The organism is Streptomyces sp. NBC_01320 (assembly GCF_035974375.1).
GTDB lineage: Bacteria > Actinomycetota > Actinomycetes > Streptomycetales > Streptomycetaceae > Streptomyces > Streptomyces yanii.
The window spans coordinates 5,632,992-5,658,124 of the sequence record NZ_CP108390.1; the positions used below are offsets into that span (position 1 = coordinate 5,632,992).

General features: G+C 72.1%; 21 protein-coding genes. 11 read left to right on the top strand and 10 right to left on the bottom strand.

Annotation, left to right across the window (positions count from 1 at the left end):
- From OG395_RS25550 to OG395_RS25565, 4 genes are all read right to left on the bottom strand, one after another.
- Positions 1–777 (bottom strand): DUF5707 domain-containing protein, encoded by a 777-nt coding sequence (locus OG395_RS25550; RefSeq protein WP_327245014.1) that lies wholly within the window; start codon positions 775–777, stop codon positions 1–3.
- Positions 778–984: 207 nt separating this feature from the next.
- Positions 985–1,866, bottom strand: coding sequence for a DUF5707 domain-containing protein (locus OG395_RS25555; RefSeq protein ID WP_327245015.1), 882 nt, complete (start codon positions 1,864–1,866; stop codon positions 985–987).
- Positions 1,867–2,054: 188 nt separating this feature from the next.
- On the bottom strand, positions 2,055–5,315 hold the full coding sequence (locus OG395_RS25560; protein ID WP_327249457.1) for a sacsin N-terminal ATP-binding-like domain-containing protein: 3,261 nt from the start codon (positions 5,313–5,315) through the stop codon (positions 2,055–2,057).
- Between the two features lie 507 nt (positions 5,316–5,822).
- Positions 5,823–6,758: a DUF3027 domain-containing protein gene (locus OG395_RS25565; protein ID WP_327245016.1), complete on the bottom strand. Its 936-nt coding sequence runs from the start codon at positions 6,756–6,758 to the stop codon at positions 5,823–5,825.
- Between the two features lie 396 nt (positions 6,759–7,154).
- Here OG395_RS25565 and OG395_RS25570 point away from each other — a divergent pair, with 396 nt between their 5' ends.
- Genes OG395_RS25570 through OG395_RS25585 form a run of 4 tightly spaced genes read left to right on the top strand, consistent with a single transcriptional unit; the run spans position 7,155 to position 10,673 of the window.
- Positions 7,155–8,579, top strand: a complete 1,425-nt coding sequence (locus OG395_RS25570) for an MFS transporter (protein ID WP_327245017.1) — start codon at positions 7,155–7,157, stop codon at positions 8,577–8,579.
- Positions 8,580–8,606: 27 nt separating this feature from the next.
- Complete coding sequence (locus OG395_RS25575) at positions 8,607–9,089, top strand: DUF2771 domain-containing protein (RefSeq protein ID WP_327245018.1); 483 nt, start codon at positions 8,607–8,609, stop codon at positions 9,087–9,089.
- Positions 9,090–9,118: 29 nt separating this feature from the next.
- A complete protein-coding gene (locus OG395_RS25580) occupies positions 9,119–9,814 on the top strand; it encodes a futalosine hydrolase (protein ID WP_327245019.1) in 696 nt (231 codons plus the stop codon).
- Complete coding sequence (locus OG395_RS25585; protein WP_266982979.1) at positions 9,798–10,673, top strand: 1,4-dihydroxy-6-naphthoate synthase; 876 nt, start codon at positions 9,798–9,800, stop codon at positions 10,671–10,673. The genes OG395_RS25580 and OG395_RS25585 overlap by 17 nt, the downstream gene beginning before the upstream one ends.
- 114 nt (positions 10,674–10,787) lie before the next feature.
- Here the strand turns inward: OG395_RS25585 and OG395_RS25590 are convergent, their stop codons facing one another.
- Complete coding sequence (locus OG395_RS25590; protein WP_037692759.1) at positions 10,788–11,171, bottom strand: cold-shock protein; 384 nt, start codon at positions 11,169–11,171, stop codon at positions 10,788–10,790.
- A 198-nt stretch (positions 11,172–11,369) separates the two neighbouring features.
- On the opposite strand from OG395_RS25590, the gene OG395_RS25595 reads away from it, so the two are divergent.
- Positions 11,370–11,603 (top strand): hypothetical protein, encoded by a 234-nt coding sequence (locus tag OG395_RS25595; RefSeq protein ID WP_327245020.1) that lies wholly within the window; start codon positions 11,370–11,372, stop codon positions 11,601–11,603.
- Between the two features lie 16 nt (positions 11,604–11,619).
- On the opposite strand, the gene OG395_RS25600 is transcribed toward OG395_RS25595, so the two are convergent.
- Positions 11,620–12,249, bottom strand: coding sequence for an HAD family hydrolase (locus tag OG395_RS25600; protein ID WP_327245021.1), 630 nt, complete (start codon positions 12,247–12,249; stop codon positions 11,620–11,622).
- Between the two features lie 152 nt (positions 12,250–12,401).
- Between OG395_RS25600 and OG395_RS25605 the strand changes: the two genes are divergently transcribed.
- From OG395_RS25605 to OG395_RS25615, 3 genes are read left to right on the top strand one after another with little or no spacing between them, the layout of a single operon-like run.
- Positions 12,402–13,412, top strand: a complete 1,011-nt coding sequence (locus OG395_RS25605) for a FecCD family ABC transporter permease (protein ID WP_327245022.1) — start codon at positions 12,402–12,404, stop codon at positions 13,410–13,412.
- Positions 13,409–14,488: a FecCD family ABC transporter permease gene (locus OG395_RS25610; protein WP_327245023.1), complete on the top strand. Its 1,080-nt coding sequence runs from the start codon at positions 13,409–13,411 to the stop codon at positions 14,486–14,488. Before OG395_RS25605 ends, OG395_RS25610 begins: the two co-directional genes overlap by 4 nt.
- Positions 14,485–15,339, top strand: coding sequence for an ABC transporter ATP-binding protein (locus tag OG395_RS25615; protein WP_327245024.1), 855 nt, complete (start codon positions 14,485–14,487; stop codon positions 15,337–15,339). Before OG395_RS25610 ends, OG395_RS25615 begins: the two co-directional genes overlap by 4 nt.
- Positions 15,340–15,846: 507 nt before the next feature.
- Here OG395_RS25615 and OG395_RS25620 read toward each other — a convergent pair.
- Positions 15,847–16,947, bottom strand: coding sequence for a hypothetical protein (locus tag OG395_RS25620; protein WP_327245025.1), 1,101 nt, complete (start codon positions 16,945–16,947; stop codon positions 15,847–15,849).
- Positions 16,948–17,033: 86 nt separating this feature from the next.
- On the opposite strand from OG395_RS25620, the gene OG395_RS25625 reads away from it, so the two are divergent.
- Positions 17,034–19,493: a helicase C-terminal domain-containing protein gene (locus tag OG395_RS25625; protein ID WP_327245026.1), complete on the top strand. Its 2,460-nt coding sequence runs from the start codon at positions 17,034–17,036 to the stop codon at positions 19,491–19,493.
- Positions 19,494–19,557: 64 nt separating this feature from the next.
- On the opposite strand, the gene OG395_RS25630 is transcribed toward OG395_RS25625, so the two are convergent.
- Complete coding sequence (locus OG395_RS25630; protein WP_327245027.1) at positions 19,558–19,956, bottom strand: hypothetical protein; 399 nt, start codon at positions 19,954–19,956, stop codon at positions 19,558–19,560.
- 145 nt (positions 19,957–20,101) lie between these two features.
- Between OG395_RS25630 and OG395_RS25635 the strand changes: the two genes are divergently transcribed.
- Complete coding sequence (locus OG395_RS25635) at positions 20,102–21,745, top strand: DNA repair helicase XPB (protein WP_327245028.1); 1,644 nt, start codon at positions 20,102–20,104, stop codon at positions 21,743–21,745.
- Between the two features lie 19 nt (positions 21,746–21,764).
- Here the strand turns inward: OG395_RS25635 and OG395_RS25640 are convergent, their stop codons facing one another.
- Together OG395_RS25640 and OG395_RS25645 are read right to left on the bottom strand one after the other, a co-directional pair.
- On the bottom strand, positions 21,765–22,199 hold the full coding sequence (locus OG395_RS25640; protein WP_327245029.1) for a hypothetical protein: 435 nt from the start codon (positions 22,197–22,199) through the stop codon (positions 21,765–21,767).
- A gap of 162 nt (positions 22,200–22,361) precedes the next feature.
- On the bottom strand, positions 22,362–22,589 hold the full coding sequence (locus tag OG395_RS25645; RefSeq protein WP_327245030.1) for a hypothetical protein: 228 nt from the start codon (positions 22,587–22,589) through the stop codon (positions 22,362–22,364).
- Between the two features lie 382 nt (positions 22,590–22,971).
- Between OG395_RS25645 and OG395_RS25650 the strand changes: the two genes are divergently transcribed.
- Positions 22,972–25,101 (top strand): HelD family protein, encoded by a 2,130-nt coding sequence (locus OG395_RS25650; protein WP_327245031.1) that lies wholly within the window; start codon positions 22,972–22,974, stop codon positions 25,099–25,101.
- Positions 25,102–25,133 lie beyond the last annotated feature (32 nt).

The following is a 25,133-nucleotide window of genomic DNA, read 5'->3' on the forward strand; positions in this document are numbered from 1 at the left end:
TTACCGCACGTCGACGAAGTCACCGGCGGTGGTGACGGCCGGGGTGGTGGAGGTACCGGCGAAGCTGTAGCGCCAGTAGCCGTCGACCGAGGCCGTGGCCGTGGTCTTCAGGTTGCCGGTGCTGTTCGTCTTGATCGTCTTCACCGTGGTGTAGGTGGAGCTGGTCTTCTTGCGGAACTGGAGCTTCACCGACTGACCGGTGTAGCCCGCGTACGCGTGCGTCTCCCAGTTGGCACGCGACAGCTTGCCAGTCACCGTGATGGTCCTGCCCTTCTTGACAGGCTCCGGAGCCGCGTTGACCGTCAGCTTCGACAGCCGCTGGATCTTCGCCGTGGCGTAGGAGTCGTAGGAGGTGCTGGAGCCGTCCTTGGCCTCCGCGCCGGCGAGGACGTGCCAGGAGCCGGCCAGCGCGTTCTTCGGCAGATCGACCCGCGGGTCGATCGTGATGGTGTACGAGCAGGTGGAGGTGGTGGCGCTCGCGGCCTTGCAGGTCGCCTCCTCCTCGTTCGGCAGCAGCGCGCCGTCCATGCCCTGGTCCAGGCTCTTCCCGTGCCACAGGATCACCCAGCCGTCGGCGATGCCGGACGGGTGCGACGCGGTCACCGACACGGTGATGGTCTTCGCCGCCGTCGTGCCCAGGACGGTGTTCTTGCCGCCGTTGACGCTGACCTTGGAGATGATGACGGGATCCGCCGTTGCCGCGTGCGCGGCCGGGACGGCGAGGGCGGACAGGACCAGGGCGCCGGACGCGGCGGCGACAGTGGCACGTATGCGCATGTTTTCTCCCGTGGAGAAAGGGGTCCGTCGGGCAGGTGGCGTGGTGGCTTCCGGCCGCGGCGGGACCCGATGGGTCAGTGCGTCCGCGGACCGGTGGGCCGGGCGGGGACGCACAGGATGGGGGTACGAGAAGCGGGACCCCCATCCCGGAGATCCCGCTGCTCGTGTGGACCACGTGTGGAACTACGCCTGGAATCAGGCGTGGAACTACCGCACGTCGACGAAGTCACCGGCGGTGGTGACGGCCGGGGTGGTGGAGGTACCGGCGAAGCTGTAGCGCCAGTAGCCGTCGACCGAGGCCGTGGCCGTGGTCTTCAGGTTGCCGGTGCTGTTCGTCTTGATCGTCTTCAGCGTGGTGTAGGTGGAGCTGGTCTTCTTGCGGAACTGGAGCTTCACCGACTGACCGGTGTAGCCCGCGTACGTGTGGGACTCCCAGTTCGCCCGCGAGAGCTTGCCGGTGACCGTGATGGTCTTGCCCTTCTTGACAGGCTCCGGAGCCGCGTTGACCGTCAGCTTCGACAGTCGCTGCACGCGAGCCGTGCCGTAGAAGTCGTTGTACTCAATGTCGGACTGGTCACCGGCGAGCACGCCCGCGGAGACGTGCCAGGTACCGGCGAGCGCGTTCTTGTACAGGTCGTAGCGCGGGTCGACCGTGATCGTCTGCTTGCAGGTCGCGGTCGTGGCATTGACCGGCGTGCAGGTGGCCGCGTCCTCATTCGGCAGGAGAACACCGTCGATGGTGTCCGGCGACGTCGGGTCGGTTCCGTGCCACAGGATGACATAGCCGTCGGCGATGCCGGACGGGTGCGACGCGGTCACCGACACGGTGATCTTCTTCAGCGCCGTCGTGCCCAGAACGATGTCCTTGCCGCCGTTGACGGTGACCTTGGAGATGACGGGAGCCGTCGTCGCTGCACTCGAAGAAGCGAAGGAACCCTTCGCCGTGTCCTTCACCGCGGAGCCGAAGATCTCGGCAGCCGACGGCTTGTGCACGTGCGGAGCCTGGTCGCCGGCCTGTGCGGCCGGAACAACAAGAGCGGAAAGGGCCAGGGCGCCGGAAACAGCGGCCACAGTGGCGCGAATACGCATGTGTTTTCCCCAATGTGGAGAAGGGGGGCCCGCGGAGATCGTCCGTTCCGCAAACCCGGGATCGTCTGTGAAGCCTGGTGGCTTCACAGACGAGACCCTTGAGACGCGTGAAAGGTTGTGCGGCCCACGGGGATATTTTGCGAATACCTGACCCTGCCCGGGATATTGGCGCGTTCCGCCCCACCTTGTCAGTCGAACCAGCGGTCGCGCGCCAACTCCTCGGTGCGCGACGGGTCCTGCAGCAGCGCAGCGACCTCGAAACGGCGTGGCCACTGACCCGCCGCCCAGGCCAGGCCCGCCGCGACACCCTCCAGCGTCGAGGCGTGGACGGTCCCGTCCGGGGTGCGGCGCCAATCCAGCTCGACGCCGCCCGCCCGGAGTTCGCCGTGTTCGACGTACGTGTCCGGGGTACCGGCGCCGAGCAGGATCCGTACCGACTCCGGCACCTGGTGCTCCTCGCCGTCCGTCGTCACCTCCGCCTCGGAGGTCTCGCCGAGCCGCCGCACCTGGAACAGCTCGGCCAGGTCCGCGGCGCGCGCCGGGGCCACCGGCAGGAGCGGCAGGCTGTTCGTCAGCGGCAGCAGGTCGGGGACGTCCGCGATCAACGCGTCGGCCGCGTCGACGACGCGTACCTCGCCGTCGACCACGGCCCGCAGCTCGTCGGGCAGCGTGACCTGCTCCGGGTCGAGATCGGCCAGGGCGGTGTACAGCTCGTGGAGTTGTACGGAGCCGACCGGGCGGTCCTCGTCCGCGAGCCGGCCGAGGAGTTCCGCCGCACCGCCCGGCTCGTCGAGGAGCGCGGCGACGGAGGTCCGTACGCCGAGGGCGCGCAGCACCTGGACGTCGTCGAAGCCGGTCGCGTCGGCGGAGTCGTACAGTCCGGACAGCCGCGGGTCGCCACCCGCAGCCCGCAGCCCCGCCGGGCGGCGGCCGTCGAGCACCGGATGGTCGCGCAGCCACCAGGCGGTGTACGAACGCACGGACCGGGTCGTGCCGTCCGGGAGCAGCACCCGCACCGGCTGGGTCAGCGCGTCGCGCAGCGGCGGCCGGGAGAGCAGGGCGAGCGCCTGCGGCCAGGCATCGTCGTCGACGAGGTCGAGGTCGCGGACGGCGACGATCTCGGTGGCGACGGGCGGCACTTGGGCCCGCCCGTCGCCCGACCACCAGCCCTCGTCGTCACCGCTGCGCGGCGGCAGACTCAATTGCAGCTGGTCGAGAATGTCCTCGCACCACACATCGACGGCGTCGAGCAGTCCCGCGTCGTCGGGTTCGGCGAAGTCACCTTCGCGCGGCTCCAGTTCGTCGGGGTCGAGGACGACGTCGGTGGCCCGGACGAGCGCGAAGGTGGCCAGCACCCCGCAGGCGGTCAGCGGCTGCTCGCCCCAGCGGTCCGTCAGTTCCTCGTCGCAGAGCGCGAGTTCGCCCTCGCGCATGATGCTCGCGAACGGGCTTCCCGGCAGTACGAGTTCACCGGCAGGTGCGGGTTCGCCGTCCTCGTCGGGGAGGGCGAGTGCACCGAGCCAGGGCTCGTCGCCCGGCGCGAGGTCGGCGTCCCGGACGAGCGTGAGGACGGTGTCCGCGAGCTCCTCCGCGTCCAGCGCGTCCTCGTCCCACACCTCGCCGGCGTCCAGCGAACCGGCGACGGCCGCACGCACCTGCGGGGTCGTCAGCACCGCGCGCGGGGTGGCGGGCAGGGCACCCAGCTTCTCCAGGAGCGGATGTGCGGCGTCCGGATGCGCGACCTTCAGCCCGAGCCGGGCCAGCCGGCCCAGGACCGGGCCCGTGAGGGCGTCGGGGACCGGCAGGAGGACCTGGCGGGGACCGATGGCGGTGCGGGGTGGTGCGGTGTCCGGGGTGCTCGCCACGCTCTCCACCGCTCCGGCCAGTGGGACCGGGAGTCCGGAGAGCCGGTCGGGGTCGACTCCCGACAGACTGTCGTACAGCCGCCGCCACCAGTCGGGTTCGCGCTCCAGACCGGCGAGCCGGTCGATCGCCTCGGTCAGCGGGACCCGGGCGACGCCGAGGGCACGCAGTTCGCTCCGGCGCTCAAGTCCCGCGGGCAGCAGGCACGGCAGCACCTCGGCAAGCACCTGAACGGTCTCGGCGCCCACCCCCTCCACGACCTCTGCCTCGATCGGCCGCAGCGCGGTGGTGGCCACGCGGACGTTCTCCGCCCCGGCGTCCCAGGCATCCCACTGCTCGGGCTCGGCGGCGGCGTCGCGCGGGGCGGCGGGCTCCAGGAACGCGACGCGCGGCAGCCGGTCCAGGATCGCGCCACGCACGGCACCGTCCAGTTCGCTCTTGCCGAGCGGGCCGGGCACGAGGTCGAGAGTGGCGATGGACACCGGATGCCAGTCGGCGAGCAGTTCGGCGTACGCGTCGGCCGCGCGCTGCACCAGGAAGTCGGTGAGCGGGCCGGGCGCGGGGTGGCGGCGCGTGGTGTCGAGCGGCAGCGACGCGATGAGCAGGGCAGGGACGCCGAGGGGCTCGTCGGTGGGGGTCGGCGCGTGCACGACGGGGGCGGTACGGGGGTACACCGGCGCCCCTTCCCCGTCCACGGGCACCGCCCAGGTCACCGACCAGTGCGGGCGCAGCCGTTCCTCCAGCGGGCGGTCGGCGAGCAGGGCCGGTTCGATCGGCCCGTGCTGGGCGACGGTGCGCCAGCGATTCGTGCCGTACGCGGAGTCGTTGATGTGTGTGTAGGGGCCGTGCTGGGAACGGCTGAGCGTCCGCAGATCCTCGGGGGTGTCGATGACGATCTCTTCGAGACCGGCGAGCGTCAGGAGGAGCGCGTCGTCGACGGCGGCGAGCAGCCGTCCGACAAGGTCCTCGGCGACGCCGTCGCGCAGCGGCAGGACGACGACGGTGTCGTACCCGTCCGGTGCGGTGCCCTCGGCGGGCAGCGGGAGACGCAGCAGCGGTACGTGGCCGTCGCGGCGGCGGAGTTCGTCACCGAGGCCCGGGCTGCCGACGGCGGCCTCGCGGGCGAGGTCACGGGCCTCGGCGAGGGACCAGCGGACGCCGCCGTGCCGGCCGACGACGGCGGGCTCGTCGCTGACCGCGAGGACGGCGGCGAACCCGACGCCGAACCTGCCGACGGCGGACTCGTGTCCCTCGCGCTTGGCGGAGGCGCGGAGCGTGCTGAGCGATTCGACGCCGGTGGCGTCGAGGGGGGCGCCGGTGTTGGCGGCGGCGAGGACGGCGGGTCCGGTGTCCGAGGCGGGGTGAAGGGTGAGACGGAGCCGGCCGGGGACGCCGGCGCGGGCGGCCGCATCGGCGGCGTTCTGGGCGAGCTCGACGACCAGGCGGTCGCGGTAGCCGCCGAGCGCGAGGTCCTCCTCGGCGTTGGCGTCCTCCCGGAACCGGGCCGGACCGGCGCCCCAGGCGTCGAGCACCCCGCGCCGCAGCCGTGCCGTCCCGAACGGATCGGCCCCCTCGGTCGCATTCATGCTCACGCTCTGACTCCGCTCTGTCCGGTGACGCGTTACCCGTGTGCGGCGGGGGTGTGCGCGTGCGTGCGTACACCCGTGCCGCCAGTGTGCGCCCGAAGGTACCGCGACCGACAATCCCGCGTGGCGCGACGGTGGGGCGACACTCTTGTCCCCCATCGCCGGACGGGCTTGAAACGCCCCCGGCGCGGCACCGCCCGGGTCACGTCCCCTTCAGGGCACGGGGAACCCTGTCGACGAGCTGAAAGTGTCCGCGGAGACGGAGACCGCGATCCCGGCGCGTCGTCGCGCCTTGTCCGCCCTCGTCGGACGGGCTCGATCCCGCCCCCGAGAACGCTCCCCGCGCCGCACCGAAAGTCGCACGGACGACATATCGACCCCGTCCCGAGCGACACACCAAGCCCGTCCGGCGATCGAGGACAAAGCGCTCACCGGAAACCCCGGGGCCGCACCGCGGCACGCGCCCCCCGGGTACCGCGAACCCGGATCCCCGAGCGGCCAGGAGGGTCAGGAGTGGCCCAGGTCCTCCGACGGCGCATCCGGTTCCACCGGGACCGATCCGCTGTCCCGCGCCGGGCGCAGCGGGTACTCGTCCACCTGCATCGTGTCCAGCGCGTGCGGCGCCGGCTTCGGCGGCTTCGGCATCACCGCTGCCTCCGAGTGCCCACCGCAGCCGTACGACAGGGAGACCACATGACCGTCCGCCGGGCCGAACTCGTTCGCGCACACGCCGAAGGCCTGCCGCAGCGAACCCGCCAGCGGCACCAGGAAGGCGCAGGTGACACAGGAAGCCGGTGCCGCCTGAGCCATCGGCGTCTTCGCGCCGAATGTCTCGTCCCAGCGGTCGGCCGCGGCATGCAGCCCGTACCGGGACAGCACCCGTGCCCGCCGCATGCCGAGCTCTTCCGCGAGCGCGGCGACGGAGCCGCGTCTCGTCGTCTCCGGGCGCGTCGTGAGTTCCGCGTCCTCCGCGTCGACGAGGTCGGCCATCTCCTCCGACATCTCGGAGGCCACCGAGTTCGGCAGCGGCTCCTCCTCGCCGCTGTACCCCGGCTCCAGACGCAGATCCTCCGCCTCCGTCGGCAGCAGATCACCGGGTCCCATGTCGCCGGGCCGCAGCCGCTCGCTCCACGGCACCCACTCGGGAGCGAGCAGTGCGTCGGTCCCCGGCAGCAGTACCGCCTCGTCGAGCGTGACGATCTTGGCGCGGGAGGCCCTGGCGACCGTCGCCGCCCAACGCCAGCCCTTGTAACCGGGTTCCTTGCACTCGAAGTAGTGCGTGACGACCCGGTCCCCCTCGGAGACCAGGCCCACGTGCTCACCGACCTCCCCCGGCGCGGCCACTTCCTCGGCCGCCGCGCGCGCGAGGTCTACCGCCTCGGCGCACAGACGGTCGGGGGCAGGGGTACGGGCAGTACGGCTTCGCGTCGTAGCAGCACTCACAGGTCTCGCTTCTCTCCATACGCCGTCTCACGAGTGCGCCAGCAGATCCATCGATTTCGGCCATGACGGTTGCGGGCGGAGCGGACCTGGGGGCCGCGTCGACGTCCGCACCCGTTGTGCCTGCCTCGGGCGCGCCTTCTGCTATCCATTCTGCGGGATCGCCGAGAGGCGCGCGGCCAAGAACAACCGCCGGGGGCGCGCTACGCACGCTACCCTCTCCGCAGCTCCCCGCCCACCTGCCCGTCCCAATCGACGGCGTATCCACTGCCGTGTCCGGGTCGAGCGGTCGGAGGATTGCCCTGTCGGCAGGGTCCTCACTGACCCGACAGGGCGGCGTACCCCGCGCCCCGTACCGTTCTCGGTTCGTTACCGCAGTGGCTGGGGCACTATGACGGGGTGGCTTCCGCCAGGTCGCACGACGGGTCCGGCCCGCTCCGCAGGACGGGCCGGACGATCGGTCATGCCCTGCACGCGCCGTTCACCGGCACCGCGAAAGGCATCCGCAGGGCGACCCACGCCCACGGCGCCGGCGAATCCGGACTCGGCAAACTGATCGAGCTGCACGCCGTGAACGGCGCGGGCGACGTGATGATCACGGTGGCGCTCGCGTCGACCGTGTTCTTCTCCGTACCGACGGACGAGGCGCGCGGCCGCGTCGCCCTCTACCTCGCCGTGACGATGGCACCGTTCACCCTCCTCGCCCCTGTCATCGGCCCGCTCCTGGACCGTCTGCCGCACGGCCGCCGCGCCGCGATGGCGGGCGCCATGCTGGCGCGTGCGGTGCTCGCGCTCACGATGTCGGGCGCGGTCGCCACGGGCGGTCTGGAGCTGTATCCGGCGGCACTGGGCGTGCTGGTCGCCTCGAGGGCGTACGGGGTCGTGCGCAGCGCGGTCGTGCCACGCCTGCTGCCACCGCGTTTCTCCCTGGTGAAGGCCAATTCCCGGGTCACCCTGGCCGGGCTTCTGGCCACGGGCGTGGCGGCGCCGATCGGGGCCGGGCTGCAGACCATCGGAGCGCCCTGGCCGCTCTACGGCGCGTGTCTGATCTTCACCGGCGGCACCGTTCTCGCGTTCACGCTGCCCCACAAGGTCGACTCGGCGAAGGGCGAACGCCGCGCCCAGCTGGTCGAGCCGCACAGCCATCAGCCCTCCGTCCGCAGCAGGCCCTCCGTGGCCAACGGGAAGAAGGGCAGGGCCAGGACCAACGGGGAGAAGGAGAAGCGGCCGGGGCTGCGGACCGTCGGGCCGTCCGTCCTGCACGGGCTCCAGGCCAATGCCGCGCATCGCGCGCTCTCCGGCTTCCTGATCTTCTTCCTGGCGTTCCTGCTGCGGGTGCACCCGCTCGCCGGGCAGAGCGCGGCCGTCTCGCTCGGCATCGTCGGTGTCGCGGCCGGGGTCGGCAATGCCCTCGGCACGGCGATGGGCTCCTGGCTCCGGGCCCGCGGCCCCGAGGTGATCATCGCCTCGGTGCTGGGGCTGGCGCTCGGTGTCGCCGTCCTCGCCGCGGTCTTCTTCTCCACCGTGATGGTCGCCGCGCTCAGCGCGGTGGCGGGTTTCACGCAGGCACTGTCGAAGCTGTCGCTGGACGCGACGATCCAGCGCGACGTGCCCGAGGAAGTCCGCACGTCGGCGTTCGCCCGGTCCGAGACACTGCTCCAGATGGCCTGGGTGGTCGGCGGCGGTATCGGCATCGCTCTCCCCCTCAACGGCGTACTGGGAATGTCGGTCGCCGCGGGGATCCTCGCCCTCGGTGCGGCTGCCTCCGTACGGGGTCTGCTGAGTGCGGCGCGACGCGGCTCGCCGCACCCCCGCGTGGCGTGAGCGGGAGCGACCGATAGCCTTCGGCCCATGACCGTTGCGTTCTTCTCCGGTAAGGGCCGTCGAATCGGCGTCGCTCTTGGTGCCGTGTCCGCGGGACTCCTTGTCCTGTCCGCCTGCAACAAGCCGACGCCGCTCGCCACCGTGACGGTCGGCGACACCTCGGTGAGTGCCGAGGCAACCTGCTACAACGACGGCAACGCCATCAAGGAGTCCCTGATCCAGGGCTGCCTCAACAACAAGAAGGCCGAGCACACCGTCAAGGTCGCGATGGACGACAAGGTCCGCTTCGGCGTCGACCCGAAGATCGCGGACAACGGCTGGACCCTCTTCATCAACGGCCAGCAGGCCGAGCAGGAGCCGTACAAGAAGACCTACCGGTCCGTCCCGGGCAGCGCCTTCTTCTCCAGCCAGACCGGCACCACCACGAACAAGGCGCAGATCAGCATCGTGGAGACCACGGGCAAGAAGCTCACGGGCATCTGGCACTTCACCTTCGTGAAGACCAACTGACCCCCTCCCGACCCGGGAGGACCCTCCCCGTGCGTGTGCTCGTCGTGACCGCTGTCCCGGTGGAACGGGACGCGGTCACGCGTGCGTTCACGGACGGACCGGAGGTGGTCCGGGCACCGGGCGCCGATCTGCACCGCGCCGGCGGTTTCGATGTCCTCGCGGGCGGCGCCGGTCCGGCCTCCGCGGCCGCCGCCGCCGCGTTCGGGCTTGCCTCCGGGTCCTACGGCCTGGTGGTCTCCGCGGGTATCGGCGGCGGGTTCGCGCCCGGCGCCCCGGTCGGCTCCCTCGTCGTGGCGAGCGCGATCGTCGCCGCCGATCTGGGCGCGGAGACCCCCGACGGGTTCGTGCCCGTCACCGCCCTGGGCTTCGGCCGGGAACGGTTCGAGCCGCCGCCCGCCCTGGTACGGGACGTGGCCGCCGCGACCGGCGCGGTCACCGGCGACATCCTCACCGTCTCCACCGTGACCGGCAGCGCCGACCGTGCCGCCGCCCTCCGCGCCGCACATCCGAACGCCGTCGCCGAGGCCATGGAGGGTTTCGGGGTCGCCGAGGCGGCCGACCGGCTGCGCGTACCGGTGCTGGAGATCCGGGCCGTGTCGAATGCCGTCGGCCCGCGCGACCGGGACGCCTGGCGCATCGGCGACGCACTGGCCGCGCTCACCGACGCGTTCGGGAAGCTCACCCCCGTACTGGAAGGTTGGACCCACCATGACCGACTCGACTGAGGGCACCGCGAAGCCCGGCACCGCTGTGAAGATCGCCTTCTCGCCGTGCCCGAACGACACCTTCGTCTTCGACGCCTGGGCGCACGGCAGGGTCCCCGGCGCGCCCGCCCTCGACGTCACCTTCGCCGACATCGACATCACCAACGGCATGGCCGAGCGCGGCGAGCTGGACGTGCTGAAGGTGTCGTACGCGGTGCTGCCCTGGGTCATGGAGGAGTACGCCCTGCTGCCCTGCGGCGGTGCGCTGGGCCGCGGCTGCGGGCCGCTCGTCCTGACGAAGGAGCCGGGTACGGATCTGACGGGGAAGACCGTCGCCGTTCCGAGCGAGCGCTCCACCGCGTATCTGCTGTTCCGGCTCTGGGCGGCGGATGTCGTGCCGGGCGATGTCGGCGAAATCGTCGTGATGCCGTTCGACGAGATCATGCCCGCCGTGCGGGACGGGAAGGTGGACGCCGGTCTCGTCATCCACGAGGCGCGTTTCACGTACCGGAACTACGGGCTGCACAGCCTCGCCGACATGGGCGAGCACTGGGAGGCGACGACCGGACTGCCGATCCCGCTCGGCGCGATCATCGCCAAGCGGTCACTGGGCGCGGAGACGCTGAAGCTGCTGGCCGAGTCGATCCGCACGTCGGTACGGATGGCCTGGGACGACCCGGAGATGTCACGTCCGTACGTGCTGGAGCACGCCCAGGAGATGGACCCGGCCGTCGCCGACCAGCACATCGGGCTGTATGTGAACGAGTTCACCGCCGACCTCGGCGAGAACGGCTATGCGGCGGTCCGCGGGCTGCTCACGCGCGCGGCGGCCGAGGGGCTGGTGCCGCCCCTCGGCCCGGATGCTCTGTCGTTCGGCTGAGAGCCTGTCGGGTGACCGCCCGATCAGAGGTCACCCGACGGGCTCTGAGAGGGGCGAGCCCCTCCGAGTCCGGCCGTAAACGGGATACGGCCGGACGCCCACTGACGAGAGGCCCTAGACGTCGAGCTGGTCGGCGACCGCGCGCAGCAGGCCGCCGATCTGCTTGCCGGCCGCCTTGTCGGGGTAGCGGCCCCGCTCCAGCATCGGCGTGATGTTCTCCAGCAGGGTTGTCAGGTCCTGCACGATCGATGCGAGCTCGTCCGGCTTGCGGCGCTGGGCGGCAGCGACGGACGGGGTCGGGTCGAGGATGGCCACCGAGAGCGCCTGGTCTCCGCGCTGACCTGCGACGACACCGAATTCGACGCGCTGGCCGGGCTTGAGCGCGTCGACTCCGTCAGGGAGCACCGACGAGTGCACGAACACATCGCCACCGTCGTCGCGGGAAAGGAAGCCGAAGCCCTTCTCGCTGTTGAACCATTTGACCTTGCCAGTCGGCAAAGCACGCACCCCATCTCAACCCGTAAGCCGGAACCAAGCCTCAGCAGGTCAGGCCGTCCAATGGTCGTGCTCCCCTGCTGGCAGAAGCCTCCACAGGTGCAGTACCCCCCGTCAAGCCTGGTCATCCGGACTCTGTCCAGAAACGGCGCACTCCGGGTGAAGGGACGGTGGCTCCGGAGCGGGAACTACCCTGACGGGGTGAGTACTCCTTCCTCTGGCGCAGGTGACCGGCTTGTCCGCGTCGGCGCGATCGTTTTCTTCATCGGGGCCCTGGCCACACTGGTCACGGTGGCTCCGCTGTTCCTCGGGACCGACCCGTTCCCGTCCTTCGCGTATGCCCTGTGCATGCTGATGGGCGTGGGGTTCCTGATCGCCGCGGCGGGCGTGGTGCGGTCGGCTTGGGCGGCATCCCCCAAGCGGACCGCACGCTGACGGGGACGGACGCCGGTCACGCCGGTTCCGGGTAGGTGCGCAGCCACGCCGGGAAGTGCGTGAGGTCCGGGAGGACGACGTCCGCGCCCGCCTCCCGCAGTTCGTCCGCGTCGCACGGGCCCGTCGTGACCCCGACCGACAGGGCATCGGCGGTACGGGCGCCGCGCACGTCCCCGGTGTGGTCGCCGACGTACACCTGCGCGCCGTGCTCGCGCAGCGCATCCCCCTTGCGCTCCGCCCACAGGCTTCCTATGACCTCGTCGGGTTCGATTCCCAGGTGTGCCAGGTGGAGCCTGGCGTTCGGCGTGTGCTTCGCGGTGACGACGATCGTCCGGCCGCCCCGCGCGCGGATCGCGGCAACGGATTCCCGGGCGCCGGGCAGGGCGGGGCTCGGCGTGATCGCGTACGCGGGATAGATCTCCCGGTAACGGTCGGCCGCGGCGGCCACGGCGTGCGCCGGGTACCAGTTCGCGAGCTCGTGCTCCACGGGCGGTCCGAGCCTGCTGACGACCAGGTCGACATCGATCGGCGTCCCGGTCTCGGCGGACAGCGCCCGGTAGGCGGCCTTGATGCCCGGCCGGGAGTCGATGAGCGTCATATCGAGGTCGAAGCCGACCGTCAGGGGGTGCGGAGCCATGGTGCCCATTGTGCCGAGTGCACAGCTTCCTTCCGCCCCTCGGTACCCCTCGGTACCCCTTGGTCCCGCAGGCCCCTCCCGCCCCTCGGACTCCGGCGGGCTCCACTTAGACTTAGCCAAGCCTTACCTCGCTATGCCTTCCAGCTTGCCGATTGGGTCCGATGTCAGCCGCCGCACCACGCCGCTCCAGACGCGCACTCGCGACGGCGGCGGCCGTCGCGGCGCTGCTGGTGGCGGTACTTCTCAGTCTTGCCGTGGGGGCACGCTCCATACCCCCGTCCCAGGTGATCGACGCCCTGCTGCACGGAGGGCACTCCGACGCCGCCGAAGTCATCCGGAACATGCGGGTGCCACGCACCCTGATCGGGCTGATGGTCGGCGCGGCACTGGCCCTCGCGGGCACGGTGCTCCAGGGCATCACACGGAACCCCATCGCCGACCCAGGCATCCTCGGCATCAGCCAGGGCGCCTCGGTGGGCGTGGTGCTCGCCATCGCGTTCGCGGGGATCCACACGCTGACGGGGTACGTGTGGTTCGCGTTCGCTGGTGCGGCGATCGCCTCCGTCGCCGTGTACGCCATCGCGTCCAGCGGGCGCGGGGGCGCCACCCCCGTGAAACTCGCCCTCGGCGGCGCCGCGATCAACGCGCTGCTGGTGTCGGTGACGATGGCGGTGCTGACGACCAAGGCGTCCGCGCTGGACGAGTTCCGCTTCTGGCAGGCCGGCTCGATCGCCGGGCGCGAGGCCGATGTGGCCCAGCAGATCTGGCCGTTCATGCTGGTCGGAACCGTGCTCGTGCTGTCCGTGGCCCGCGGGCTCGATGCGCTGGCCCTCGGTGAGGACGTGGCGAAGGGGCTCGGACAGAAGGTCGCGACGGTACGGATCGTCGGCGGCATCGGGGCCACCGTGCTGACCGGAGTCGGCGTCGCGGCGGCCGGCCCGATCGCGTTCATCGGACTCGCCGTCCCCCACATCGCCCGCGCGATCGTCGGCAGCGACCACCGCTGGGTGCTGCCGATGGCCGCACTGATCGGGCCCGTCATGCTGCTCGTCTCCGATGTCATCGGCCGCATCGTCTTCCCGCCGAGCGAGGTCCCGGCGGGTGTGATGACGGCACTGATCGGGGTTCCCTTCCTGGTCACGCTGGTGCGCCGGAAGGCGGTGCCCGCATGAGCGACACCACGGTCCGGGTGCGGCCCGCCGGGTACCACGTCGTACGGATCGGGGCGCGGGGCCGGTTCCTGCTGCACCGGCGGGCGGCCGTCGTCGCCGCCGCGCTCGTCGCCTCGCTGGCCGCCGTCTGTGTCGCGTACCTCTGCGTCGGCGAGAGCTTCGTCGCACCCGACGAGGTCATGAAGGTGATCCTGGGGCAGCCGTCCCCGGACGAACTGGTCGTCGGCACGCTGCGGCTGCCGCGCATGGTCGTCGGGCTGCTCGTCGGCGCGGCCTTCGGGATCGCCGGGGCGCTGATCCAGACGGTCGCCCGCAATCCGCTGGCCAGCCCTGACATCATCGGCATCAGCCAGGGCGCGGGCGCGCTCACGGTCGGCGCGATGACGTTCGGCATCACCTCGTACACCGTGCTGCCGTACCTGTCCGTCATCGGCGGGGTGGCCGCGGCGGCGCTCGTGTACGTCTTCGCCTGGCGCGGCGGGCTGCACGCCACCCGCTTCGTCCTCATCGGCATCGGCTTCGCCATCGCACTGCGGTCCGTCACCACGCTGTTCCTGACGAAGGGCGACTATCTGGTCGCCCAGCAGGCCCAGATCTGGATGACGGGCTCACTGAACGGCCGCGGCTGGTCCGAGGCCGCGCCGATCGGCTGGACGCTGCTGATCCTGCTGCCGGCCGTCCTGTGGGCCGCCCGCGCCCAGCGCACCGTCTCGATGGACGACGACACCGCGACGGCCCTCGGAGTACGTCTGGGACGCGTACGGCTCGGGCTCGTCGCACTCGGCGTGATCCTGGCGTCCGTGGCGACCGGAACGGCCGGTCCCGTCGACTTCGTGGCACTCCTCGCCCCGCAGATCGCCCGTCGCATGACGCGGACCGCGCAGATCCCGCTGTTCTGCTCGGCGCTGCTCGGCGCGGTGATCGTCGTCTTCGCCGACCTGCTGGCGCGCAAGCTCTTCTCGCCCACCGAGCTGCCGGTGGGCGTGCTGACGGCGGCGGTCGGCGCCCCGTATCTGATCTGGCTGATCATCCGCGGTCACGGCGGCGGTCGCGGCCGTGGTGGAGGCACTGCATGAGCTCGACCCGTACGTCCGACACCGCGACGACCACGACCAGCCGGCTCGCGGCGCGGGAGCTGACCCTCGCGTACGAGGACCGCACCGTCGTCCAGGAGCTGGACCTCGCCATTCCCGACGGCCGGGTCACCGTCATCGTCGGCCCGAACGCCTGCGGCAAGTCGACCACCCTGCGCGCGCTCGGCCGACTCCTCAAGCCGCGCGGCGGGGCCGTGCTCCTGGACGGCACCGATCTGTCGAAGATCCCCACGCGGAAGATCGCACAGTCCGTCGGGCTGCTGCCGCAGACCCCGGTCGCACCCGAGGCGATCACCGTCTCCGACCTCGTCGCCCGCGGCCGCCAGCCGCACCAGCACTGGTGGCAGCAGTGGTCGGACGAGGACGAGCGGGCGGTGACCGACGCGATGGAGCGTACGGACATCACGGCACTCGGCGACCGGTCGGTGGACGAACTCTCCGGCGGTCAGCGGCAGCGGGTCTGGATCGCGATGGCGCTGGCCCAGGAGACGGATCTGCTGCTGCTCGACGAACCGACGACGTACCTCGACATCGCGCACCAGGTGGAGGTTCTCGACCTGGTGCGGCAGCTCGCCGCCCCGGCGGCGGACGGCACCCGGGGCCGCACCGTCGTCACCGTGCTCCACGACCTGAACCAGGCCGCGCGGTACGCGGACCACCTGGTCGCGATGAAGGCGGGCCGGATCGTCGCCGAGGGCCGCCCCGAGGACATCGTCACGGCGGACCTCGTACGCAAGGTCTTCGGCCTGGAGGCAGTGATCGTCCCGGACCCGGTGACGGGTTCGCCGCTGGTGGTACCGGGGGCCCCGTGGTCCCACCCCGGTCCGGGGTGACCGGTTCCGTCCTCAATCGCCGGACGGGCTTGAGGTGTCGGCCTGGCCCCTGGTGGCACCGTCGCCTGCCCCCGTGGGTGGTCCGGGGCCCCTCCGGCGTGTCTCCTCGAACGACGAACGTTCGGCGGGTACGCGGGGAAGCCCGGGTATCCGTTCGTCGTCCTGCGGGGACACTCCCCTGCACGGCCGTCGCACGTCAGCGGCAATGCGTTCCACCGGGTCGCGGGCGCGGGTGATGCCTGGGTGGGGCCGTGCAGGGGAGTCCCCGCAGGGGCTGGCGTACGTGCCGGGTTCGCCCGCGTCGCCGGCTGCGCGCCAGTCCTGAGGAGACACCCCGGAGGGGCCCCGCCCACCCCACCGCCCGGCAGAGGCGGGCCCACCCTGTTGCCGGGCAACACATCTCAAGCCCGTCCGGCGATTGAGGACGGAACCCCCGCCCCGGTCCGGGGCCCCGCACCGCACCCCCGCCCCGCCCCGCCCCGCCCCGCCCAGGGGCCCCGCACCCGCTTACCCCACCCGCTTCCCCGCCCGCCACACCAGGAACACCGCCGAGGCCACCGCAGCCGCCCGCACCACCACCGGCCACAGGCCGGTCAGCGCATCCGCCATCCCGTCCTCCGGAATCGGCTCGCCCCAGCGCCCGTCCATCCGTCCCCACAGCCAGACCAGGCCGCCCGCCACGGCCGCTCCGGGCAGTCCCATCGCGGCCAGCTTCGCCTCCGTGCGGGAGAGCGTGCGCGAGCTGTACGCGATCAGCCAGCCGCCCGCGAGTGCCAGCAGGGATCCCATCACCGCACCCGTGACCAGCAACCCGGCGGCGAGCAGCAGCAGCGGGTGGGCGAACCGGAACCCCGCGCTCTCCCGTGGCGCACGCCGTCGGATCCGCGGCCGCCGACGCCTCCGCGCGCCCTCACTCCCGCCGTCCTCAGCAGCGGAACCATTCCCGTCGCCCTCCGCCTCGCCCTCGGCAGCCGCTTCCGTTTCCTCCGCCGGCGACGGCGGTTTCAGAAGGTCCGGGATCTCCACCCCACCGGTGAACCCCGGCACCCGCACCCCGTCCCCGAACGGCCCCGGCTCGATACGCCACCAGTCGGGTTCGCTCCCGGACGCTCCGAGCTCATCCGTCCCCGCCATGTGCGGCGGCAACGGCCCGTCCCCCCTCGAAGCAGCAGAAGCCGCAGAGGCCCCCGAGGCCCCAGAACCCTCAGGCGCTTCACGCGCCCCAGGCACCCCACCCGCCCCCGGGTACCCCTCCGACGCGCCCTTGCGCAAACTCTCTTTCCGGAAGGTCCCTCTCCGCGGCCGTGGAATCCCCCGCGGCTCCGGATCGCCCCGTTTCCCGTCCTTCGTCGCCTCCGGCAGCATCACGGTCCCGTCCCCCGACCTCGCCGCCGCGGCCACCAGTTCGTCCGGTGTGCCGAGCCTCCCGATGATGCGCCGCACCGCCGCCGGCGTGTCCGTGCCTTGGCTTCCGCGCTGCCGGTCGATCTCGGTGCGCAGTGCCGCCACGAGCCGCATCCGGGCGCCCGAGGACAGCTGTTGCTGCTGGGCCAGGTCTCCGACCCGGCTCAGATAGTCGTAGACGAGCTGGTCGCTCTCGATCCCCACGCGATGGTTCCCCTCGGTTCCCCTCCGGCCGCCCTGCACCGACGGTAGCGCCCTCGGGCCTGTCCGGAGCGACTACCGTGGGACGGATGGGGATGACCACACCACCGCGGACGCTCGCCGAAGCGCTGCGCGCCCGGGACGACGAGTCGTTGGCCGGGCTGCTGCGTGCCCGTCCCGACCTCCTGTCTCCCGTGCCGAACGACATCACCCAGCTGGCGACGAGAGCCGGCACCCGTGCCTCTGTCGTACGCGCGCTGGAGCACCTCGACCGGTTCGCCCTGCAGACCGCGGAGGCGCTCGCGGTCGCACCCGACCCGGCCTCGTACGACACCCTTCTCGCCCTCCTCACGGGCGACGGCCAGGACGACGGCGCGCAACGCGACGACGCGGGTGCGGCGATCCGGGACGCGACGCCCGGAGCCCTCGCGACCTTGCGCGAACAGGCCCTGGTCTGGGGCGAGGACGACCGGCTGCGGCTGGTCCGTACCGCGCGCGAACTTCTCGCTCCGTCGCCGCAGCACCCCTCCCCCACCGGTCTCGGGCCGACCGTCGCCGAGGCCACCGCCGGCATGTCGCCGGGCCGGCTGCAGGAGATCCTGGCGGCGGCCGGGCTGCCCGCCACGCACGACCCGGTCTCGGCCGTGACCGCGCTGGCCACGCTGTTCACCGACCGGACCAGGATGGGCGAGTTGCTGGACACCGCGCCGATGGAGGCGCTCGCCGTGCTGGACCGGCTGGTGTGGGGTCCGCCGTACGGGGAAGTGACCCCGAACCCGACCCCGCCCGTGAAGTGGCTGCGCGACCGCGGGCTGTTGCTGCCCGTGTCGACGCGCACCGTCGTCCTGCCGCGCGAGGCGGCGCTGCATCTGCGGGCCGGGCGCGCCCACCGCGTACCGGAGCCGCTGCCGCCCGCCGTCGTGGCGGCCGCGACCCGTGACCCCCAGGCTGTGGACAGTGCGGCCGCAGGCCAGGCGTACCTGGCGGTGTCCACCGTCGAGGAACTCCTGACGAGCTGGAACGCCGGCGGCCCCGCCATGCTCCGGGCCGGCGGCCTCAGCGTCCGCGAGCTGAAGCGGACCGCGTCCGTCCTCGACGTGTCGGAGCCGATCGCCGCGTTCTGGCTCGAACTCGCCTACGCGGCCGGACTGCTGGCCTCCGACGGCGAGGCCGACGAGCGGTACGCACCGACGCCCGCATACGACGACTGGACCGAACTCCCCGCCCAGGAGCGCTGGGTGCGCCTCGCGACCGCCTGGCTCGCCGCCACCCGCACCGCAGGTCTGGTCGGCGGCCAGGACGCCAAGGGCCGGGCCCTGTCCGCGCTCGGCCCCGAACTGGACCGCTCGGCCGCTCCCGAGGTACGCCACCGCATCCTGGCCCTGCTCGCCTCCCTGGACCCCGGCACCGCCCCGGACCCGGAGACGCTGCTCGCCCGGCTCCGCTGGGAACGGCCGCTGCGCGGCTCCTCGACCTCCGCCGGGGACACCACCGACCTCCGGTCCCGGGTCGCCCTGTGGACACTGAACGAGTCCGAACTCCTCGGCATCACCGGCCGCGGCGCACTCTCCTCCCAGTCCCGCGCCCTGCTCGAATCCGGGCCGGCCGAGGCGGCCGCGCTGCTCGCCCCGCTCATCCCGGAGTCTCTCGACCACGTCCTGCTGCAGGCCGACCTGACGGCCGTCGCGCCGGGCCCGCTGGAGCGCCCCCTCGCGGACACGCTGTCCGTCCTCGCCGACATCGAGTCGAAGGGCGGCGCGACCGTCTACCGGTTCACGCCCGGCTCCGTACGCCGCGCGCTGGACGCCGGGCAGTCCGCGGCCGATCTGCACGCGTTCCTCGCCGCACACAGCCGCACGCCGGTCCCGCAGCCGCTCAGCTACCTCATCGACGACGTCGCCCGCCGACACGGCCATCTGCGGATCGGTGCCGCGTCCGCGTACGTACGCTGCGACGACGAGGCCGTGCTGGGCGAGATCCTCGCCGACAAACGCTCGGCCACCCTGCGCCTGCGCCGCCTCGCCCCGACGGCGCTGGCCGCCCAGATCGACCCGGCGTCCCTGCTCGAAGGGCTGCGCGAGATGGGGTACGCGCCCGCCGCCGAGTCCGCCGAGGGCGACGTCCTGATCACCCGCGCGGGCACCCGCCGCACCCCTCCCCGTACACCCCCCGTGCCGGTCCCCGAGGGCCCGCCGCTCCCCGACGGAACGCTGCTGGGCGCGGCGGTACGGGCGATCCGCGCCGGGGACACGGCCGCCACCGTCGTCCGCAAGGACACCTCCCAAGCCCATGAGGCCCCGGCCGGTTCACTGCCTCGTACGACCTCCGCCGAGACTCTCGCGACCGTCCAGGCGGCGGCCATGACAGGCTCGGCGATCTGGATCGGCTACGTCAATGCGGACGGCGCGGCCAGCCAGCGCGTCATCGCTCCGGTGCGGGTCGAGGGCGGCTTCGTGACGGCGTACGACCACACGGCGGACGAGATCCGCACGTACCCGCTGCACCGGGTCACGGGCGTCGCGGAACTGGCCGACTCCGAAGGCGCCTGACAGCCCTTGGAGTGCCCGGCAGTAGGCGGCCCCGCGACGCCGCGAAGCCTACTGCCGGGCACTCCTACTCCAGCGAGACGAGCCACCGCCACCGCGGCTGCTCGGTGACCACGGCGGCCGCCGCGAGCAGCGTCACCGGAACGGCCGCCCACACCGGCCACAGCAGCCACGACGAGACGACAGCAGCGCCCAGCTCGGCCATCACCATCAGGATCGTGGCCCAACCCGGCACTGCGACGAGCACACTGTTCTTGTCGCCCGGGGTGGCCAGAACGGCCGGCAGGCCGATCAGCACCACCAGCGACAGGGCGGCGAGCAGCCATGAGTGGCCGGCCAGCACCCAGGGGGTGGCGACCCAGGCGACGAGTTCGGTGGAGAAGCGCAGCACGGACGGTATGCGGTCGTCCGGACGCGCGGAAGCGGTTCGTTCCGGAGGCGTGTCCCCGGCAGCGGCATCAGTCACCCACGGACCATGACACGTCCCGCGCGCGGCGGGCGGATGGCCGAACGTCCCGCCGGCCGACACCGACGCACCACCTGCCCCGCATGCGGCACACTGGACGTTTGGCCGCACGGGCGGCCACCCCCCGTAGAAAGGGCCGAGACGCGTGACCGGACCCCTCATCGTCCAGAGCGACAAGACACTGCTCCTGGAAGTCGACCACGAGCAGGCCGACGCCTGCCGTCGTGCGATCGCCCCGTTCGCGGAGCTGGAGCGTGCGCCCGAGCACATCCACACCTACCGGCTGACGCCGCTCGGACTGTGGAACGCGCGCGCCGCCGGGCACGACGCCGAGCAGGTCGTCGACGCCCTCGTGCAGTACTCCCGCTACCCGGTGCCGCACGCGCTGCTCGTCGACATCGCCGAGACGATGGCCCGGTACGGCCGCCTCACGCTCTCCAAGCACCCGGTCCACGGGCTGGTGCTGACCTCCACCGACCGGCCGGTGCTGGAGGAGATCCTCCGGTCGAAAAAGGTCCAGCCGCTGGTCGGGGCGCGGATCGACCCGGACACCGTGGCGGTGCACCCGTCCGAGCGCGGGCAGATCAAGCAGACGCTGCTGAAGCTGGGCTGGCCCGCCGAAGACCTTGCCGGATACGTGGACGGCGAGGCCCACCCGATCGAGCTGGCCGAGGACGGCTGGGCACTGCGTCCGTACCAGAAGCAGGCCGTCCAAGGGTTCTGGCACGGCGGCTCCGGAGTGGTCGTACTGCCGTGTGGTGCGGGGAAGACGCTGGTCGGGGCCGGTGCGATGGCGGAGGCCAAGGCGACCACGCTGATTCTGGTGACGAACACCGTCTCGGCCCGGCAGTGGAAGCACGAGCTGGTGAAGCGGACCTCGCTGACCGAGGACGAGATCGGCGAGTACAGCGGTACGCGCAAGGAGATCCGGCCGGTCACCATCGCCACCTACCAGGTGCTGACGACCCGTCGCAAGGGCATCTACCCGCACCTGGAACTGTTCGACTCCCGCGACTGGGGTCTGGTGATCTACGACGAGGTGCATCTGCTGCCCGCGCCCGTCTTCAAGTTCACCGCCGACCTGCAGGCGCGCCGGCGGCTCGGTCTCACCGCGACGCTGGTGCGCGAGGACGGGCGCGAGTCGGACGTCTTCTCGCTGATCGGCCCCAAGCGGTTCGACGCGCCGTGGAAGGAGATCGAGGCGCAGGGTTACATCGCGCCCGCCGACTGTGTCGAGGTGCGGGTCAATCTGACGGACTCGGAGCGGCTGGCGTACGCGACCGCCGAGGCGGAGGAGAAGTACCGGTTCTGCGCGACGACCGCGACGAAGCGGAAGGTGACGGAGGCGCTGGTGCGCAAGCACCGGGGCGAGCAGACTCTCGTCATCGGGCAGTACATCGACCAGCTCGACGAACTGGGTGAGCATCTGGGCGCCCCGGTCATCAAGGGCGAGACGAGCAACGCGCAGCGCGAGAAGCTCTTCGACGCGTTCCGTGAGGGCGAGCTCAACGTCCTTGTCGTGTCGAAGGTCGCGAACTTCTCGATCGACCTGCCGGAGGCGACCGTCGCCATTCAGGTGTCGGGCACGTTCGGCTCGCGGCAGGAGGAGGCGCAGCGGCTCGGCCGGGTGCTGCGGCCGAAGGCTGACGGGCACGAGGCCCGGTTCTACTCGGTGGTCGCCCGCGACACGATCGACCAGGACTTCGCGGCGCACCGCCAGCGGTTCCTGGCCGAGCAGGGTTACGCGTACCGGATCGTGGACGCGGACGAACTGCTGACGGACAACTGAACCGAGCGGTCCCGCCCGGTCAGCCGCCGAGGGTCAGGAGCAGGAACAGCCCGGTGACCATCGTCAGGCCCGGCAGCACCGCGACGGCCGCCGCCCACCGGCGGGCGGCGGCCCAGCGGGGCCGCCACGGCAGCGCCCACGCGGTGAGCAGGGCGACGGGCGTGACGAACGGCGACGCGTAGAGCCCGTAGCCCATGAGGCCCAGCGGGACCGTGATGTCCGACGAGCAGTTGTCGGGGCCGCAGCTGTCCGTGGCCATCACGGCAAAGCCCAGGGTGAAGACGCCGATGAAGGTGAGGATCGCGGCCAGCACCGTGGCGATCGTGGGGGCGACCCAGGCGGTGGTGCTCTGCGCGACGGGGGCCGGACGCATCACCCGAGGCAGCAGAGGTGCGCCGACGGCCGGCGCGGTGGCGGTCGGGGCTGCGAAGGCGTTGTAACGGCTGTTCTCCATGCCGCCACTCAACCGCGGGACGGGGACCCACCACCTCCGGTCGGCTACTCATACCGCGGCAGTCGCGCGTACTCAGCGGCCCCGCCGTACTCAGGGGCCGTGCGGTGCTCAGTGTTCGCGGCATACTCAGTGTTCGCGGCGTACTCAGGGGCCGTGCCGTACTCAGTGTTCGCGGCGTGCTCGGTGGTCGTGCTGTTCCCGGTGGTCGCGGCGGAGGACGCCGGCCTCCTCCGCGTACTCGCCGAGGACGGCCACGTCGAACGCGGCGCGTGCGAAGACCTTGACGGCGCGCACGGCGTCGCCGACATGGTGGGTGGGCGGGTGACCGGTGGCCGCGGTCGCGCCGTGCGCGGGGCCGGTCCCGTGTGGGTTCAGACTGACGGTGCTCATGCAATCCATGGTCCTGCGCCCGTTCCGCAAAGGCATCGGCCCGCGGGCGGAATCCCCGTGGGCTTCGCGGGTCTCCGGTCGGATGCCATCCCCTACGGGGTGGGCCGGGGTGGAGGAGGGGCGGGCCCGGCGGCCCAATTCATTCGACCTCACCGGTCGCGGTCGATACAATCGCCGGTCTGCCCGCCTCCCGCACCGTGGTACCGGCTCTTCGCCGGCAGCCGGGGGAGCGCCGCCGACCGGACGGAAACCGGCCGACAGCCGCACGCGCACCAGCGTGCGTAACCCGTGATCGATCCCCGAGCGGACCGCATCGCCCCGGCACGTGACCGGGTGCGAGCCGCGGTCCGCCGTCCTGCGTCGAAAAGCCGGAGGCAACACCGTGCCCGCGCACGAACACGAAGCCGTCACGATCACCCCCGATGCGCTGGCTCGCGAGCGCGCCCATCTCGCCGCGTCCCGCGCCGCGCTGCGAGCCATGCGCGAGGACGCCCAGGCCCTCGACATCCGCGATGTCACCGCGAACTGGGTGAACGCCGCCGTCCTGCAGGCCCAGATCGACGAACGCATCAAGGCGCTCGCCGATCTGTCGCACACCCCGCTCTTCTTCGGCCGCCTCGACTATCTGCACCGGGTCGGTGCGGATCTGGCCGAGGGCGCATCAAGAGGGGCGGCGCGGAGCGCCTCGGCCAAGGGTGGTGGTGGGCGACGGGAGGGCGAGCAGTTCTACATCGGACGCCGCCACGTCCATGACGCCGACGGCGACCCGATGGTCATCGACTGGCGCGCGCCCGTCTCGCAGCCGTTCTACCGGGCTTCGAGGAAGGACCCGCAGGACGTCGGGCAGCGGCGCCGTTTCGGCTACACCGGTGGCGAACTGACCGCGTACGAGGACGAGCACCTCACCGACCCCACCGAGGCCGAGCAGACCAGCAAGCTTCTCCAGGCGGAGATCGAGCGGCCTCGCGTGGGTCCGATGCGCGACATCGTGGCGACGATCCAGCCGGAGCAGGACGAGATCGTCCGTAGCGGGCTGGGCGGGACGGTCTGCGTCCAGGGAGGCCCCGGCACGGGTAAGACCGCCGTCGGTCTGCACCGTGTCGCCTATCTGCTGTACGCGCACCGTGAGCGTCTCGCCCGCACCGGCACGCTGGTGATCGGGCCGAACCGGTCGTTCCTCCACTACATCGAGCAGGTGCTCCCGGCCCTCGGTGAGCTGGAGGTGAAGCAGGCGACCGTCGACGATCTGGTGGCGGCACACGTCGAGGTGCGGGGATCGGACGCGGCGGAGGCGGCCGTCGTCAAGGGTGACGCCCGGATGGCGGAGGTGCTGCGGCGGGCGATCCGTTCGCATGTGACACTGCCGACGGAGCCGGTGATGGTGGTGCGCGGTTCGCGGCGGTGGCGGGTACCCGCGTACGAACTGGAGGAGATGGTCACCGAGTTGCTGGCGCGCGACATGCGGTACGGCGCGGCGCACGAGGCGCTCCCGCAGCGGATCGCGCACGCCGTCCTCGTCCGGATGGAGGAAGCCGGCGAGGCGCCCGACGACCGGGTGCAGAACGCGGTGGCCCGTACTCCGGCGGTCAAGGCTGCCGTGAAGGCGATCTGGCCCGCGGTCGATCCGACGAAGCTGGTCCTGCGACTGCTCTCCGACCCGGAGTTCCTGGCCGCGCACGCGGACGGGCTGCTCACCCAGGACGAGAAGAAAACGATCCTGTGGACGAAGCCGGCCCGCAGCGTGAAGTCGGCGAAGTGGTCGGCGGCGGACGCGGTGCTGATCGACGAGGCGAGCGATCTGGTGGCACGTACACACTCGCTCGGCCATGTCGTCCTCGACGAGGCGCAGGACCTGTCGCCGATGCAGTACCGGGCGGTGGGACGGCGGTGCACGACGGGTTCGGCGACGGTGCTCGGCGACCTGGCGCAGGGGACGACGCCGTGGTCGACGGAGAGCTGGGCGCAGGCGCTGCACCACCTGGGCAAGGAGGACGCCGTGGTGGAGGAGCTGACGGCGGGCTTCCGTGTGCCGAGGGAGGTCATCGCGTACGCGTCACGGCTGCTGCCGGTCATCTCGCCGGGTCTTGCGGCGGTGGAGTCGGTGCGTGAGTCGCCGGGTTCGCTGGCGGTACGGGAGGTGCCCGACGCGGCCGGACTGGACGCGGCGGTGCTCGCGGCCTGCGAGGAGTCGCTGGCGCAGGAGGGATCGATCGGGCTGATCGCGGCGGACGCCCGGATCCCGGTGCTGGCGGAGACGCTGACGGCGGCGGGTCACGCGTATCTGTCGCCGGGCGAGGAGACGACGGCCGAGTCGCGGCTGACGCTGGTCCCGGCGTCGCTGGCGAAGGGCCTGGAGTACGACTACGTGGTGCTGGACGAGCCGGCGGCGGTGGTCGACGGCGAACCGGACGAACGCACGGGTCTGCGCCGGCTGTACGTGGCGCTGACCCGTGCGGTGTCGGGGCTGACGGTGGTGCATGCGGCGGGGCTGCCGGAGGCGCTCGAGGGCTGAGCGGCGGTTACCGGGGTCGTCCGGTGGCCGCT

What these genes read in the sequence shown, in the direction of transcription:
- OG395_RS25550 (WP_327245014.1), bottom strand. Translation starts at nt 777, where the DNA reads ATGCGCATACGTGCCACTGTCGCCGCCGCGTCCGGCGCCCTGGTCCTG.
- OG395_RS25555 (WP_327245015.1), bottom strand. Translation starts at nt 1,866, where the DNA reads ATGCGTATTCGCGCCACTGTGGCCGCTGTTTCCGGCGCCCTGGCCCTT.
- OG395_RS25560 (WP_327249457.1), bottom strand. Translation starts at nt 5,315, where the DNA reads ATGAATGCGACCGAGGGGGCCGATCCGTTCGGGACGGCACGGCTGCGG.
- OG395_RS25575 (WP_327245018.1), top strand. Translation starts at nt 8,607, where the DNA reads ATGACCGTTGCGTTCTTCTCCGGTAAGGGCCGTCGAATCGGCGTCGCT.
- OG395_RS25585 (WP_266982979.1), top strand. Translation starts at nt 9,798, where the DNA reads ATGACCGACTCGACTGAGGGCACCGCGAAGCCCGGCACCGCTGTGAAG.
- OG395_RS25600 (WP_327245021.1), bottom strand. Translation starts at nt 12,249, where the DNA reads ATGGGCACCATGGCTCCGCACCCCCTGACGGTCGGCTTCGACCTCGAT.
- OG395_RS25605 (WP_327245022.1), top strand. Translation starts at nt 12,402, where the DNA reads ATGTCAGCCGCCGCACCACGCCGCTCCAGACGCGCACTCGCGACGGCG.
- OG395_RS25610 (WP_327245023.1), top strand. Translation starts at nt 13,409, where the DNA reads ATGAGCGACACCACGGTCCGGGTGCGGCCCGCCGGGTACCACGTCGTA.
- OG395_RS25615 (WP_327245024.1), top strand. Translation starts at nt 14,485, where the DNA reads ATGAGCTCGACCCGTACGTCCGACACCGCGACGACCACGACCAGCCGG.
- OG395_RS25625 (WP_327245026.1), top strand. Translation starts at nt 17,034, where the DNA reads ATGGGGATGACCACACCACCGCGGACGCTCGCCGAAGCGCTGCGCGCC.
- OG395_RS25640 (WP_327245029.1), bottom strand. Translation starts at nt 22,199, where the DNA reads ATGGAGAACAGCCGTTACAACGCCTTCGCAGCCCCGACCGCCACCGCG.
- OG395_RS25645 (WP_327245030.1), bottom strand. Translation starts at nt 22,589, where the DNA reads ATGAGCACCGTCAGTCTGAACCCACACGGGACCGGCCCCGCGCACGGC.